The sequence below is a fragment of the Kitasatospora sp. NPDC101801 genome, from assembly GCF_044766665.1.
Taxonomy (GTDB): Bacteria; Actinomycetota; Actinomycetes; order Streptomycetales; family Streptomycetaceae; genus Kitasatospora.
The window spans coordinates 1-13,350 of record NZ_JBIWML010000062.1 but is presented as its reverse complement, the minus strand read 5'-3'; the positions used below and the strand labels follow the sequence as shown (position 1 = coordinate 13,350).

The window sequence follows — 13,350 nt, the reverse complement described above, 5'->3', positions numbered from 1 at the left end:
GCCAGGGCTGTACGCGCGCTCCCGACGAGGTCTCAGCTCGGCCGTCGGTTCAGCGCGCGTACGTCGCCACGGGCGGACCGCGGCGCAGCAGGCTGTGCCGCAGTGCGGCCGCGCCGGGCAGCCGCCAGTCACCGGCCCGGGGCGCGCCCGGCCGGGGCCGGCCGGTCGTCGCCGGGCCCAGCAGCAGGGTGAGGAGCAGCGCGAAGGCGGTCCGCAGCGGAGCGGCGAACTCCTGCGCCACCTCCGCCGTCAGCCGCAGCAGCCGCCACAGGGCCGCCTCGCCACGGCGCAGCCACCAGCCGGCCAGCACGGCGGCGGCCAGATGGCCGAGCAGCATCGGGCCGGTCAGCCCGAGCCAGCCGGCTGCCTCGGGCCCGGCGGTCGCGGGGTACGCGGCCGGGTCGAGACCGGCGGCGCTGACCACGCCGCCCGGGTTGTCGACCAGGGTTGCGGTGCCGCTCTCGTCGCAGACCAGCCGGCTCGCCACCTGAGGCAGGGTCAGCCCGCCACCGTGGTGCATGCCCGGCATCGCCGGGCCGCAGAGGAAGTGGAAGAGCAGGTGCAGTCCGAGCTGACCGGCACTCAGCGCACCGGCGATGGCGGCCATCGAGCGCTCCCGCCCGCCGAGCAGCACGGCCAGGGCGCAGACCGCCGCGAAGCCGGTGACCAGCGCGGGCGTCCCGACCTCGCCGTCGCCCACCAGGGCGTGCCCGGCGGCCGCGATCAGCGTGCACACCAGGGCGAACGGCACCGCCCGGGCAAGCCGCAGGTCCCAGGCGGCGGCCGGGGCACGGAGGCCCGCTGCGGCAGCACCCGGGAGCGGGGCGAGGCGGTGGTCGGTCATGGCTGGGACATCCTCTCACCGCCTACACCGGGCGAGGGGGGAGGGGCGGAAAATGGCCTGCCCCGGCCCCCGGCGGTTGGCCCGTTCGGGCCCGGCGTGCGCGCCGAGCAGTGCGCCGTTCGGGCACACCCTGCTGCACCAGTCCATCCGCTGAACGGGTGGTACCGGGCCTTCCGCACGGTTCATCGCGCCATGGGCCGGAGATACCTAGTTGTATGTGGAGCCGCAGCCAGGAGGGACCTCCCGTGGACATCTGGTGGACTCTGCACCTCAAGCGCGACCCGGCCAGCGTCCCGCTCGCCCGGCGCATCCTGCTCGGCGCGATGGACTCCGCCGGCGTCGATCCGCAGGTCGCCTTCGACCTCGGCATCGCCCTCACCGAGGCGTGCGCCAACGCCGTCGAGCACGCCACCTCCACCCGTCCGGACGAGGGCTTCCAGGTCACCGCGTCGATCTCCGGCGACCGCCTGCGGATCGAGGTCACCGACACCGGCCCCGGCCTCCCCCCGGCCACCGCCGTCGTCCGGCCGCTCACCCTCCCCCCGCTGCGCCGCCAGGCCGGCCCCGCCGTCCGCCCCCCGGGCCGCTGTCGCACCCGCCGCGGCCGGGCCACCCTGCCGGCCCCCGCCCTCACCGCCCACCGCCCCCGCACCGGCGACCACCCCGCCCCGTACGACACCCACGTCCTCCCGGCCGGCCGCCCCACCACCGCCCGCCCGATCGATCTGGACACCCTGCCCGACCTGACCGCCGAGAGCGGCCGCGGCCTGTTCCTGATCCACGCCCTGACCGACCACGTCCAGTTCCGCAACCACCCGCTGCGCGGGGCGATCGTCAGCTTCGACAAGGTCCTCAAGTGGCAGGACGACGCCCTGCTGCGGGCAGCGTCCTGAGCCTGACCCGGCGTCAGGTCCCCTCCGCTCCGCGGCGAGGGCCCCCCGCTCCCCGGTCACAACGGCAGTCGGCCCGCCTCCGCACGCAGGGCGTGGACGAGCTGCGCGACGTGCGGCCGGTCGCCGCGGCCGAGGGTGGCGACACCGATGTGCCGGACCGGTCCCGGTGACCTGATCGGCACGGCGCACAGGCCGGGGACCTCCGGGGCGAGCGCGATGGAGGGGATCAGGGAGATCCCCACCCCGGCGGCGACGAGCGAGCGGGCGAAGAAGTAGTCGGTGGTGGTCCCGCGCACCTCCGGGTCGAATCCGGCCTGCTCGGCGTAGCGGCGCAGGTACGCCTCGGTCTTCAGACAGCCGAGCACCCAGGGCTCGGCCGCCAGTTCGGCGAGGTCGAGCGCCTCGTGGTCCGCGAGTCGGTGTCCCTGCGGCAGGACCACGTGCAGGGGGTCCGCCAGGAGCGGTGTCCACTCCAGGCCGGAGCCGCCGCCCGGCCCGACCGGGAGCGGGCCGTCGAAGTGGTAGGCGAGCGCGAGGTCCACGGCGCCCTGGCGGACAAGCGGCAGGGTGTCCTCGGGTTCGCCCTCCCTGACGTGGAGCACGGTGTGGGGGTGCGTCGCCATCAACCGGGAGAAGGCGACGGGCAACAGCGCCCGGCCGCCGCTGGTGAAGGTGGCGACGGTGAGCCGGACCCGCCCCGTGTCCAGCTGGGCGACCTGCTGTCGTGCGTGTTCCAGCTCGGCCGCGACGGATTCGGCGGCGCCGAACATGATCCGGCCGGCCGGGGTGAGGGTGACCCCACGGGTGCTGCGGTCGACGACCAGGGTGCCGAGGGCCCGCTCCAGCGCGGCCACGTGCTGGGAGACGGCCGACGGGGTGAGGCGCAGGGCGGTGGCCGCCCGGTTGAAGCTGCCGTGCTCCGCCACCGCCCGCAGGACGCGGAGCCGCTGTACGTCGATCAACAGTCTTCCTTCACACCTGGTCAGTGGATCGGGACTTCTGCTGTCGACGATAGGTCGCCAGGATGAGGGCATGCAAAGGATCTGCGTGATCGGCGGAAGCCGGTACTTCGGCAAACTCCTGGTGGACCGCCTGCGGGCCGAGAGCCACCAGGTCACCGTGATCAACCGGGGCTCCACCGCGCCGCCCGCCGGTGTCGAGCACCTCGTCGTCGACCGGAACGACGAAGCCGCCCTGACCGCCGCGCTGGACTCCCGCACCTTCGACGTCGTGGTGGACCAGGTCTGCTACACCCCGGTGCAGGCCGCCATCGCCGTCCGGGCCTTCGCCGGCCGGACCCGGCGCTACGTCATGACCTCCACGATCGAGGTCTACGACCCCGGGACCGCGGCGCTGCCAGCCGTGGCGGCAGGTACGCCGGTGCCGGAGGAACTGGTGGACCCGGCGACCTGGCTGGTGGCCACCGACCTGCCCTGGCACGACGACGCGTACCTGGAGGCGCACTACGCCGAGGGCAAGCGCCAGGCGGAGGCCGTCTTCACCCGGGCCGGCGGTTTCGCGTTCGCCACCGTCCGCAGCGCCCATGTGCTCGGCGGCGGCGCCCAGGAGTTCACCGGTCGGCTGGCGCACTACGCCGCGCGCATCGTCGCAGGGGAAGAGATTGCCGTGCACGCGCAGGTGCTCCCCACCGTCTTCATCCATCACGAGGAGCTGGCGGAGCTGTTGCGGTGGGCGGCCACGGCCGACTTCACCGGTCCGCTCAACGCCTGCTCCGACGGCCCGCTGGACGTCCACGACCTGGTCGCGGTGATCGCGGCGCAGGCCGGCCGGGCACCCGTCCACCGGACCGTCCCGGCGGGCCGGGAGGCGTCGCCGTTCTCCCACGACCGCCACTACGCGATGAGCAACGCCCGCGCGAAGGACCTGGGCTTCGCCTTCTCCCGCACCGCCGACTGGCTGCCGGGCGCCGTCGCCGAAGCCCTCGCCCAGTCGGCTCCCACTCTCTGAGGCCGATGCAGGATGTTCTGGTCGGCGCCGCCCAGGGTCGGGCGGGCCCGACCCTGGCACCGGGCCAGGTTCCTCCCGCGTGAGCGGCGTGGTGATCGAGGCCCACCGCACCGTCTGGTGGGACGTCAGCTGCCCCGGGTCTCCCGGACGGGGGATCAGGAATTGCCGGTGGTCCGTGGGCTCCGGAGCATGGGGGGCATGGATCACCTGATGCGAGCCGAGTACGGTCCCGACGGGCAGTCGGGCGGGGTGAAGAGCTGGCACATCACGGTGGGGGACACCGTCACCGCGATGTGCGGGCACGAGCTGGTGGCCGGCGGCGAGACCCGGGAGCCGACCCGCTGGTCCGAGCAGCCGGACCTCAACTGCCACACCTGCGGGGCACTCTTCCTGCGCGAGGCGCCCTACCTGCCGAGCGAACACCTCTACCGCGAGCAGCCGTAGCCGGCGGGCATGGAGCCGACCGAGCTGGTCGAGGAGCTGTGCGCCCGGATCGACCGGATCGACCCGCTGCTGCACGCCTTCACCCCGGAGCCGGGCCGCTACCGCCGGCTGGCCGCCGAGGCCGGTGAGCTGGAGCGGGCGTACGGCGGCGAGGAGCACCCGCCGCTCTACGGCGTGCCGGTCGGGATCAAGGACGTGATCCACGTCGACGGGCTCCCCACGCACGCCGGTTCCGCGCTGCCACCGGGCGTCCTGGCCGGTCCCGAGGCCACCCTGGTACGGCGGCTGCGGGCGGCGGGCGCGCTGATCGCGGGCAAGACGGTGACTGCCGAGTTCGCGCTGGACGCCCCCGGCCCGACCCGCAACCCGCACCATCCGGCGCACACCCCGGGCGGTTCGAGCAGCGGCTCGGCCGCCGCCGTCGCGGCCGGCCTGGTGCCGCTGGCGATCGGCACCCAGACCGTCGGCTCGGTGATCCGTCCGGCGGCGTACTGCGGCGTGGTCGGCTTCCGCCCCACCTACGGCCGGATCCCGACGGACGGGCTGATCGCCGCTGCCCCGAGCCTGGACACCGTCGGCGTCTTCGCCCCGGACCTCGCGGGGGCCGAACGTGCGGCGGCCGTGCTCTGCGACGGCTGGCGCCCGGCGGTTGTGACCGGGCTCCGGCCGGTCCTGGCCGTCCCGGTGGACTACCTGACGGCGGTCTCACCGGCCGGCCGGGACGCCTTCGAACGGCTTGGTCTGACGGTCCGACAGATCACCCTGCCGTGGACCCCGGCCGAGCTGGCCGAAGACATGCGGGTCATCACGCGCTACGAACTCGCCCAGGTGCACCGTGAGTTGTTCCCCCGCTTCGCCAATCTCTACCGGCCCGAGACCGCCTCGGCGATCCGCCACGGCCAGGAGATCAACCCCACCGCGTACGCCGCCGCCCTGCGGGCCCGCACCCGCTACCGCGACCACCTCGCCGACCTCACCACCTCCGAGGGCATCGACCTCTGGGTCACCCCCGCCGCCACCGGCCCCGCCCCACTCGGCCTGGAGAACACCGGCGACGCGGTGATGTCCCTCCCCTGGAGCCACGCCGGCTGGCCCGCCCTCACCCTCCCCACCGGCACCGTGGACGGCCTCCCCGTCGGCCTCCAACTCATCACCCCGGCCGGCACCGACGAACACCTCCTCGCCTGGGCCCGGACCCTCCACCTCCAGGGGCTCTGACCCTGCGCTCCGGGCTCCGCCCTCTGCTGATCTGCGGCTCCGCCGCGCGGGCGACGCCGACCTTTTTGCAGGCGCTCGAGCATCTACGGTCAGGGGCTCGGGGAACTGCGACGCCGACCCTTGCAAGGTGATCGTCGCGTAGGTGGTCAGGCACTTTCGCAGTGACCCGAACGCCAGATCTCCTCGCAGTTCCCCGAGCCCCTGGGTGGTCGACCGCTGAGCGCCTGCTAAAAGTGCAGCCCCCGAGCCCCTGGGTGGTCGACCGCTGAGCGCCTGCCAAAAGTGCAGCCCCCGAGCCCCTGGGTGGTCGACCGCTGAGCGCCTGCCAAAAGTGCAGCCCCCGAGCCCCTGGGTAGTCGACCGTTGAGCGCCTGCCAAAAGTGCAGCCCCCGAGCCCCTGGGTAGTCGACCGTTGAGCGCCTGCCTACAGCGCAGCCCCGAGCCCCGGAACCGTAGACCTGGAGCGCCTGCCTATGGTGCAGCGGAAGCCTATGCTGGGCAGCCGGAGGTGCGCAGTGACCGGAGCAGTGACGGACGGACGGATCCAGCGGGGCAACGAGACCCGGCGGGCGGTCCTCGGCCGAGCCGTCGAGCTCGCCTCGGTCGAGGGCCTCGGCAGCCTGTCGATCGGCCGGCTCGCCACCGACCTCGGGCTGAGCAAGAGCGGGGTGTTCGCCGCGTTCGGCTCCAAGGAGGAGCTGCAGCTGGCGACCGTCCGCGCCGCCCGCCGGATCTTCTACGACGCGGTGGTCGTCCCCGCCGAGCAGGCCGCACCTGGGCTACCCCGGTTGCGGCTGCTCTGCGAGAACTGGCTGGCCTACACCCAGGGCAAGGTCTTCCCTGGTGGCTGCTTCTTCCAGTCCGTCTCGGCCGAGTTCAACACCCGGCCGGGGCCGGTCCGCGACGTGCTGGCCGTCGCCGCCCGCGACTGGGAGGGCCTGCTGGTGGACCTGATCCGGACCGCCCGCGCCAACGGCGAGCTGCGGCCGGACGTGGAGCCGGAGCAACTGGCGTTCACCCTGATCGGGCTGATGGAGACCTCCAACGCGCACGCCCTGCTGCTGGACGACCCCACCCGCTACGGCCGCGCCGCCACCGCGATCACCCACACCCTGACCTCCGCCGGCGCCTGAGGCCCGGCCTCAGCTCAGCACCGTCGGCATCAGCAGCGAGAACGTCCCCTCCCGGTCCGGGTAGCGGATCGCCAACGGCGCCACGGGGCTGCCGAGTTCGAGCATCAGCTGGTCCCGGCGGCCGGCCGTGATCGCCTCCAGCAGGAAGTCCCGGTTCACCCCCATCCGGAGCGCCTCGTCCTCGGCCGCACCGTCCTCGCCCGCCACCCCGAGCGTACCGTCGGCACCCACCGTGAGCACCGACACCAGCTGTTCCACGCCGTCCTGACTGCGCGTCACGGTTCGGCCGGGTCCGGCGACCAGTCCGGCCCGCAGCTCGGCGGCGTCCACCGCGAGCCGCCGGGTCGGCTCCAGGCGCAGCATCGGACGGTAGTCCGGGAAGTCCTGGTCGACCCGCTCGCCGGTCACCACCCGCTCCACCCCGGTCACGGCGAGGGTCAGCCGGTCGCCGTCGACGGTCAGCCGGGCGTCCTCGCCACCGTCCAGCAGGGCCCGGGCCTCGTCCACGAAGGCCGTCGGGGCGAGCACGCCGACCGGCGGGCCGTCCAGGTCGGCCGCCGGGGCGAGCGAGACGGCCAGCCGGTAGCGGTCGGTGGCGACCAGGCGCAGGCCGTCCGCCCCGAGCTCCAGCAGGACGCCGCAGAGTGCGGGCATCCCGGGATCGCTGCCCACCGCGAACCGGACCGCGTCCAGCGCGGCGGCCAACTCGTGGGCGGGGGTGGTGAGTCGGGTCGGGTTCATCGGGTGCTCCCTCTGGTCGAGCAGTGCGCGGACCGTGGAGAGTTCGCGACGCGCGTCGGCCAGGCCGTCCTCCAGACGGCGCAGGTGGGTGTCCAGCGTCTCCCGGGCCACGGCCGGATCGGCCGACAGCACCCGGGAGATGTCCGGCAGCGGCATGCCGACCCGGCGCAGCCGGGCGATCAGCCGGGCCTCCCGGAGCTGCTCCTCGGCGTACCAGCGGTACCCGGTCTGCGGGTCCACCCAGGCCGGGCCGAACACGCCCGCCCCGTCGTAGAACCGCAGCGCGCTCACGCTGAGCCCGCTCTGCCGGGCCATCGCTCCGATGCTGCGCATCACGTTCTCCACACCGAGGACTCTGGGGGCTCGACCTGGTCGAGGGTCAACCGCCCACGGTAGTCCGGGCCCGCAAACGTCCCATAAACTGCACGAACGGTCGTGCTAATATCTCGTCCTGACCGGCTGCGCACCCAGGCCGCAGCCCTGCCGGGGAGTGCCCATGGACCTGTCCACCGCTCTGCTCCGTACCGCGCTCAACGCCACCGCACTGGCCTCGCCCCGGCTGGCGGGCCGGGCCGCCTTCGAGGTCTTCTGCCGCCCGCTGCGGCGCAGCCGGGTCCGGTCGGCCGAACGCGAGCTGCACGCCCTCGCGGTCACCGAACGGCTCGCCGTCGACGGCAAGACGGTGACCGCCTACCGCTGGGGCGACGGGGCCCGCCCGGTGCTGCTGGTGCACGGCTGGCAGTCCAGGGCCTCCCGTTTCGCCCCGCTGATACCCGGCCTGCGCGCCCTCGGGCTGACGCCGGTCTCGTTCGACGCCCCCGGCCACGGGGACTCCGGCGGCCGGGCCACCAATCTGATCGAGGTCCGCGCCCTGATCGGCCAACTGCACGACAGGTACGGACCGTTCGAGGCAGTCGTGGCGCACTCCTTCGGGGTGACCTGCACCTTCGCGGCGCTCCGTGACGGGGTGAAGGCCGACCGGCTGGTGGCGATCGCCGGAGTGAGCGAATTCGCCTTCCTGCCTGCGGAGTTCCGTCGGCAGCTGGGTCTCGGTCCTTGGGCCGAACGGGAGTTGGGCCGCCGGATCGCCAGGCTGCTGCCCGCCGGACAGGGCCTCGACACCCTGGACGCCACCTACCGGCCGGCCGACCTGGGCCTGCCGATCCTGGCGGTGCACGACGAGGACGACCCGACCGCTCCGCTGGCCCAGGCCCGCCGCCTGCAGGACGCGTACGGGGAGCAGCTCCAGCTGATCACCACCCGGGGCCTCGGCCACCGGCGGATCCTCGGCGAGCCTGCGGTGGTCGACAACGTGCTCGGCTTCCTCGGGGCGGAATGACGACGGGCGGCTCCCCCGGTTACCGGAGGAGCCGCCCGTCGGGGCGAACCGTCAGCCGCCGCTCTTGCGGCGGAAGTTGCGCTTGCCGCCCGCGGCCGCGTGGGTGCCGTGGACCTTCGACTCGCTACCGGGGCCGCCGCCCGAGCCGTCCGTCCGGACGTCCTGCTTGCGCTCCAGGGCTGCCAGGAACTTCGCCTTCACGTCGTCGGGCGCGGCGGGAGTCTGCTCCGTGCTCTGCGGATCGACGGATTCGGGTGTGCCGCTGCTCATGGGTTGACCTCCAGAAGACCAGTGTTGCCAGCCTCACCATGTCATGCCGGGACCGGTCGGTCCCACCATTTGACCGCTCAGTGCGGATGGTCCCGGTAGTGCGGTCCGCCGATCAGGAAGAGCAGCAGGGCGGTCGGGAAGCCGAGGGCCGCGATCACCACGACGAAGAACTCCAGCACCATCACAGCGAGCTCCTGGGGGAGAGGACGGAAGCAGTGAATCTGACGTTATGTCCAGATTCACCCGACTGCCACTCCCCTCGTCCCACCGAGGGATCATCGCCCGCACCCTGTCCGCCCGTCCGCTCCGCCGCCACACTGGCGGGATGCAGGTAGAGCTGGCGAGCGAACCGCACGAGCCGGGGCAGCCGAGCGAGGACTTCGCCGCGACCTCCCCGGAGGCCCTGGTACTGCTGGACGGTTCGAGTGCACCGGACGGCCTCGAATCGGGCTGCCGGCACGGCACCGCCTGGTACGTCCGGCGGCTCGGCGTGCACCTGCTGGCCCGGCTGACCGACCGGCCCGACCGCTCGATCGCCGAGTGCCTGGCCGACGCCATCGTGGAGACCGCCGCGCTGCACGGCGGCCGCTGCGACCTGGCCCACCCCAGCACCCCGGCCGCGATGGTGGTCGCCGCGCGGTTGCACGGCAGCTCGCTGGAGTACCTGGTGCTCGGCGACTCCCTGCTGGTGCTCCAGCCCGAGCAGGGGCCGCCCCGGGTGATCGGCGACAACCAGCGCTTCCCGGCCGGCGAACTGCTCCGCCGCCAGATCTGGTCCACCGTCCCGGGCTCGGCCGAACGCCGCGAGCTGCACCTGCGGTACGCCCTGGCGGTCCGGGCGGCCCGCAACTCCGGCACCGGACCGTGGATCGCCGCCGCCTCGCCCCGGGCCGCGGCCCACGCCGAGACCGGCTTCGTCCGCCTGACCACCCTGCACGCGGTGGCCGCCCTGACCGACGGAGCGGCCCGCTACACCGAACGCTTCGGCCTCGGCAGCTGGTCCGACGCCCTCCACCTGCTCGCCGAACGCGGCCCCGCCGAACTCATCGCCCAGGTCCGCACCACCGAACGCACCGACACCAGCTGCGAACGCTGGCCCCGCGGCAAGGCCCACGACGACGCCTCAGCCTTGTACGCCCGGATCTGAGGCCGGCCATCAGTTGCATCCGGTCCTCAGCCGTCAGGGGCTCGGGGAACGGCGACGCCGACCTCGGCAGAGGTCACTCCTGCGTACGTGGTCAGGCACCTTTGCCTGGTCCCCGAACCCCTGATGAACGCGTGCTCGTGCCCGGTCAGTCCGTCGGCTGACCGAACGCGCCGGACTGGAAGTCCCGCATCGCCTGCTCCAGCTCCCGGTGACTGTTCATCACGAACGGCCCGTAGTGCGCCACCGGCTCACGGATCGGCTGCCCGCCCAGGATGATCACGTCCAGGTTGGGGTGCCGGGAGTCCTGCTTGGCGTCGGCCGAGATCGTGAGGGTGTCGCCCTCGCCGAAGACCGCCGCCTGCCCGCTGCGGAACGGCCGCCGCTCCGCGCCGACCGTGCCGTCGCCGTTGAGCACGTACGCCAGCGCGTTGAAGTCCTTGCGCCAGGGGATGGTGATCTCGGCGCCGGGGGTGACGGTGGCGTGCAGCAGGGTGATCGGGGTGTGGGTGACGCCGGGGCCCTCGGTGCCGTCCAGCTCGCCGGCGATCAGCCGGAGGATCGCGCCGCCGTCGGGCGAGGTGAGCAGCTTGACGTGCCCGCCGTGGATGTCCTGGTAGCGCGGCGCGGTCATCTTGTCGGCGGCCGGGAGGTTGACCCAGAGCTGGATGCCGTGGAACAGGCCACCGGTCAGCACCAGCGACTCGGGCGGGGTCTCGATGTGCAGGATGCCGGAGCCGGCCGTCATCCACTGGGTGTCACCGCCGCCGAGGTGGCCGCCGCCGCCGTGCGAGTCCTTGTGGATGAACTCGCCGTCGATCAGGTAGGTCACCGTCTCGAAGCCGCGGTGCGGGTGCCAGGGGGTGCCCTTGGGTTATGTCAGTTAGGGGCCCAGTACTATTCAGACACATGTCCGCACCAGCAGTGATATCCGGCATGGCACTCCACGCCGCCGTCTACGGCCGTCAGTCCGACGCCCGGGAGAACGCGAGCGAGGCGTCCACCACGACTCAGCGTGAGAAGGGGTTCGAGGAGGCGCGCAATCGCGGAGCCACGTCGATCACGTACTACGAGGATCTCGGCATCTCGGCCTTCACTGGCGTCGAGCGGCCGGACTTCGAGCGGTTGTTGCAGGACTGCCGTGCGGGCCGGATCAACCTGTTGATCGTCTACTACATCAGCCGGCTGTCCCGACTCGACCCACTCGACGCGATCCCCATCGTGGTGGAACTGCTCAACCTTGGTGTGACCATCGTCAGCGTCACCGAGGGAGAGTTCCGCAAGGGCAACCTTGTGGACCTGATCCACATGTTCATGCGCCTCGACCAGTCGCACAACGAGAGCAAGAACAAGAGCGTGGCCGTCAGCGGGGCCAAGGCCACGGCCCGCGAGCTTGGCGGTTACCTCGGAGGCAAGGCACCCTACGGCTTCGAGCTGGTGGCCGAGACGCGGCTCACGGCCGATGGCCGGCCGATCGTCATCCAGACGCTTGCGCACACCAAGAAGGAGCCGGGAGTCATCCGGCGCTGGTGGGCGAAGATCAAAAAGCACATGCACGAGCCCTTCGATCCCCGGCAGCGTCGTCATCCGGGCTCGCTGGGATCAATCGTCAACGACATGAACAACGGGCCTCGCCCGGTCCCGACGCGCGGGGCGACCTACGGCAAGAAGACGAAGGACAGCGCGTGGGACACGAAGACCGTCATGCGCATCCTTCGAGATCCCCGCATCGCCGGGTTCGCCGCTGTGCCGGTCTACAAGGTGAAGGAGGACGGCACCGTGACGAGCACGGTGGAGAGCTACCGCATCCTCCGTGATCCCGAGACGATGCTTCCTCTCCAGATCTACGAGTCGATCATTCCGCCGGTGGAGTGGTACGAGCTGCAGGAGTGGCTTGACGGGCGAGGTCGTGGGAAGGGGCTCTCACGGGGCGAGTCGTTGCTGTCCGCGATGGAGGTCCTGTACTGCGAGTGCGGATCTGTGAAGACCTCGCACGCCGACAGCGCCAAGGCGGTCAAGCGCTCGTACCGGTGCCGTCGGCGCAAGATGCTGCCCGGCCAGCACGCCGGAGAGTGCACGGTCAGCCAGGCGGCGCTGGACAACCACGTGGCACGCAGCATCTTCGCGCTGTTGCGGGAGGTCGAGTACGACCACGAGGCCCTGGCGGTTCTCGCCGAGGCGACGCGCAGGTTCGGCGTCGCCACCGAATCGCCGGAACGGTCGCGTGAACGCGCGACCCTCGTCGCGGAGCGTGCCGATGCGGTGAGGGCGCTGGAGGAGCTTTACGACGACCGCAAGGCGGGCGGCTTCCGAGGAGACATCGGTCGGCGGAGGTTCGTCACGGAGGAGGCCGCGCTCCTGCACCTCCTGGAGGCTGCTGAGGCGAGGATCGCCGTACTGGAGGAGGAGGCCACGCCCGTGATCCCCATCGCCGAGTGGCTGCCCGAAGACCCAGCGGCCGACCCCGTCGGTTCGGGGTCGTGGTGGGATAGCGCCCCCGTCGCCGAGCGCAGGAAGTTCGTCAAGCTGTTCGTGGACCGGATCACGGTGTCCAAGGCGCAGGAGCGCGGAGGCCGAGTGCCGGTGCACCAGCGGGTGAGGATCGAGTTCGCCAGGCGCCAGGAATCGGCTGACGACGGCGATGGGCAGCACGTGCTGTGACGGCTGCCGACGTGTGACACAGGCCCCGGACATGGGATGTCCGGGGCCTGGCCTGCGTTGTCGGGACTAACTCCATGGGCCGAGAACCGTCAGCGTCGGCTTCCGGAAGGAGGGCTCGACGCCGCTGTCCACCGTGACCGTGACAAGTTCAAGGGCCAGTTCGCAGAGCGCTTCCCCCGTGATGCCGACGAGCTGGGCGCGGACCTCGTGCGCTTCGTCGGCGAGGATCCGAGAGGGCGAACTGAACTCGAATCGTCCGAGGTCGTAGCGCTCTGCCAGTCGGAAGGTCACGGTCGTAGCGGGCTGCGGAGCCCGCAGTACCTTCGCCAGCGATGCCCGTTCCTCGGAGGACTTGGGACAGCCGCACCGAGTGCCCCGGGCCCCGGTCGGTGAGAGGAACAGAACGCCGTCACAGTGGTGAACGAGTCCCTGCGGTCCCCACAGTCGCAGCTCCGTCGTGACGGAGTCCGCGCCGGCGAGGATGACGCGAACCGCGGGCGAATCGGTCACTACGCCCTGGGACCTGTCGTCGGCCAGTGTGCCGCCGAGGAGTTGGGCGACTGCGGCAGCAGTCTCGGGGGTGGTGGTGGAGACCCGCCAGCTAGGGCGCGTATTTGGTCGTGATCAAGCGGTGGTTCTGGCGAGGTCCTTGATCCAGATCATCGCGCCGCGAAGCTGGAGGCCGGCGAGGTAGC

12 protein-coding genes and 2 pseudogenes are annotated in these 13,350 nt (G+C 72.3%); 8 read left to right on the top strand and 6 right to left on the bottom strand.

From position 1 onward, the window contains the following. Positions 1-49: 49 nt before the first annotated feature. Positions 50-844: a hypothetical protein gene (locus tag ACIRPK_RS34975; RefSeq protein WP_403046490.1), complete on the bottom strand. Its 795-nt coding sequence runs from the start codon at positions 842-844 to the stop codon at positions 50-52. A gap of 245 nt (positions 845-1,089) precedes the next feature. Here ACIRPK_RS34975 and ACIRPK_RS34970 point away from each other — a divergent pair, with 245 nt between their 5' ends. Further along, positions 1,090-1,737 carry an ATP-binding protein gene (locus tag ACIRPK_RS34970; protein ID WP_403046487.1) on the top strand — a complete coding sequence of 216 codons (648 nt, stop codon included), beginning with the start codon at positions 1,090-1,092 and terminating at the stop codon, positions 1,735-1,737. 56 nt (positions 1,738-1,793) lie between these two features. Here the strand turns inward: ACIRPK_RS34970 and ACIRPK_RS34965 are convergent, their stop codons facing one another. After that, positions 1,794-2,699: a LysR family transcriptional regulator gene (locus ACIRPK_RS34965; protein WP_403046484.1), complete on the bottom strand. Its 906-nt coding sequence runs from the start codon at positions 2,697-2,699 to the stop codon at positions 1,794-1,796. Between the two features lie 70 nt (positions 2,700-2,769). Between ACIRPK_RS34965 and ACIRPK_RS34960 the strand changes: the two genes are divergently transcribed. The 4 genes from ACIRPK_RS34960 to ACIRPK_RS34945 all read left to right on the top strand — a co-directional run bounded on the left by ACIRPK_RS34960 (position 2,770) and on the right by ACIRPK_RS34945 (position 6,500). Further along, positions 2,770-3,705 (top strand): NAD-dependent epimerase/dehydratase family protein, encoded by a 936-nt coding sequence (locus ACIRPK_RS34960; protein ID WP_403046481.1) that lies wholly within the window; start codon positions 2,770-2,772, stop codon positions 3,703-3,705. A gap of 198 nt (positions 3,706-3,903) precedes the next feature. After that, positions 3,904-4,149, top strand: coding sequence for a hypothetical protein (locus tag ACIRPK_RS34955; protein ID WP_403046478.1), 246 nt, complete (start codon positions 3,904-3,906; stop codon positions 4,147-4,149). 9 nt (positions 4,150-4,158) lie between these two features. Then, entirely contained in the window at positions 4,159-5,367 is a 1,209-nt protein-coding gene (locus ACIRPK_RS34950; RefSeq protein WP_403046476.1) for an amidase, read from the top strand. A gap of 515 nt (positions 5,368-5,882) precedes the next feature. Next, a complete protein-coding gene (locus ACIRPK_RS34945; protein WP_403046474.1) occupies positions 5,883-6,500 on the top strand; it encodes a TetR/AcrR family transcriptional regulator in 618 nt (205 codons plus the stop codon). A gap of 9 nt (positions 6,501-6,509) precedes the next feature. On the opposite strand, the gene ACIRPK_RS34940 is transcribed toward ACIRPK_RS34945, so the two are convergent. Further along, positions 6,510-7,574 (bottom strand): MerR family transcriptional regulator, encoded by a 1,065-nt coding sequence (locus ACIRPK_RS34940; RefSeq protein ID WP_403046472.1) that lies wholly within the window; start codon positions 7,572-7,574, stop codon positions 6,510-6,512. Positions 7,575-7,737: 163 nt separating this feature from the next. On the opposite strand from ACIRPK_RS34940, the gene ACIRPK_RS34935 reads away from it, so the two are divergent. Then, a complete protein-coding gene (locus ACIRPK_RS34935) occupies positions 7,738-8,580 on the top strand; it encodes an alpha/beta hydrolase (protein ID WP_403046470.1) in 843 nt (280 codons plus the stop codon). A gap of 51 nt (positions 8,581-8,631) precedes the next feature. On the opposite strand, the gene ACIRPK_RS34930 is transcribed toward ACIRPK_RS34935, so the two are convergent. Beyond that, entirely contained in the window at positions 8,632-8,850 is a 219-nt protein-coding gene (locus ACIRPK_RS34930) for a DUF5302 domain-containing protein (RefSeq protein ID WP_403046468.1), read from the bottom strand. 325 nt (positions 8,851-9,175) lie between these two features. Between ACIRPK_RS34930 and ACIRPK_RS34925 the strand changes: the two genes are divergently transcribed. Continuing rightward, the gene (locus tag ACIRPK_RS34925; RefSeq protein ID WP_403046466.1) at positions 9,176-9,997 is read left to right on the top strand and encodes an integrase; all 822 of its coding nucleotides are present in this window, start codon (positions 9,176-9,178) and stop codon (positions 9,995-9,997) included. Between the two features lie 145 nt (positions 9,998-10,142). Here the strand turns inward: ACIRPK_RS34925 and ACIRPK_RS34920 are convergent. Beyond that, positions 10,143-10,868: pseudogene (locus ACIRPK_RS34920) on the bottom strand (pirin family protein); the annotation flags it as partial. Positions 10,869-10,903: 35 nt separating this feature from the next. On the opposite strand from ACIRPK_RS34920, the gene ACIRPK_RS34915 reads away from it, so the two are divergent. Next, positions 10,904-12,655 carry a recombinase family protein gene (locus ACIRPK_RS34915; protein WP_403046464.1) on the top strand — a complete coding sequence of 584 codons (1,752 nt, stop codon included), beginning with the start codon at positions 10,904-10,906 and terminating at the stop codon, positions 12,653-12,655. A 66-nt stretch (positions 12,656-12,721) separates the two neighbouring features. On the opposite strand, the pseudogene ACIRPK_RS34910 reads toward ACIRPK_RS34915, so the two are convergent. Beyond that, positions 12,722-13,264, bottom strand: a pseudogene (locus ACIRPK_RS34910) (hypothetical protein); the annotation flags it as partial. Positions 13,265-13,350: the final 86 nt, after the last annotated feature.